Source organism: Corynebacterium sp. CCUG 65737 (assembly GCF_024454115.1).
In the GTDB taxonomy this organism is placed as follows: Bacteria; Actinomycetota; Actinomycetes; order Mycobacteriales; family Mycobacteriaceae; genus Corynebacterium; species Corynebacterium genitalium.
Genome location: NZ_JAGPZB010000037.1, coordinates 1 through 975, shown reverse-complemented (window position 1 = coordinate 975; position 975 = coordinate 1). Strand labels below are relative to the sequence as shown.

Sequence of the window (975 nt, the reverse complement as noted above, 5' to 3'; positions counted from 1 at the left end):
CTCCAACTCCTCCCGCCCATAAACACTCAAATCCGCACCTTTCGGAAAATACTGACGCAACAACCCATTAGTGTTCTCATTCGTCCCCCGCTGCCACGGCGACCCCGGATCACAGAAATACACCGGACAATCCGTCGCAATGCTAAACGACCTATGACCAGCCATCTCTGAACCCTGATCCCAGGTCAACGACCCCCGAAGATGCTGCGGCAACGTCATAATCGCCTCCACCAGCGCATCACGCACCGCCACCGCACCATGCCCATCCGGCAAATGCAGCAACATCACATACCGCGTCGTCCGCTCCACCAACGTCCCAATCGCAGACCTTCCACCTGCACCGATAATCAGATCACCCTCCCAATGCCCCGGCACAGCCCGATCCTCAACAACAGCAGGACGATCGGCAATCATGATCATCGGATCAATAAACCGACTCCTCGCAACACGCTGACCACGCGGTTTACGCCGCGTCCGCCCCGTACGAAGGGCATGGGCCACCACCTTCTTCAACTCGCCTCTGGCCTGGCAATACAGCTCTTGATAGATCGTTTCATGACTCACATGCATAGTCTCATCGCCAGGGAATTCCCTGCGCAACCGGCCAGCCACCTGCTCAGGGGAAAACTCCATCCGCAACCACTGCCACACCTGCTGTTTCAACCGCGGATTCGCCGCAATCTTCGACACCTTCGGCCGAAACCTCCGAAGCGTTGACTTCCGGTGCGCCTCATACGGGCGATAAATGCCATCATCACCACTATTGCGACTAATCTCGCGCGAAATCGTCCCCGGATCACGCCCAAGCTCACGCGCAATCGCCCGAACCGATAAATTCCGATTCACCCGATCCGCGATGCGCTCCCGCTCCACCAACGACAAGTACCGCCGGTCAATCACCTTCTCCACCGCAGCCTGCGGCAACACCTCCACCGGAACACTGACCCGGCCATCAACATACGCAAGAACCTGCAT

Annotated in this window: 1 protein-coding gene; it reads right to left on the bottom strand. The window is 57.8% G+C overall.

Annotation, left to right across the window (positions count from 1 at the left end; genetic code table 11):
• A partial coding sequence (locus KBX17_RS11425; RefSeq protein ID WP_256019918.1) for an IS30 family transposase occupies positions 1 to 975 on the bottom strand: 975 nt, incomplete at both ends.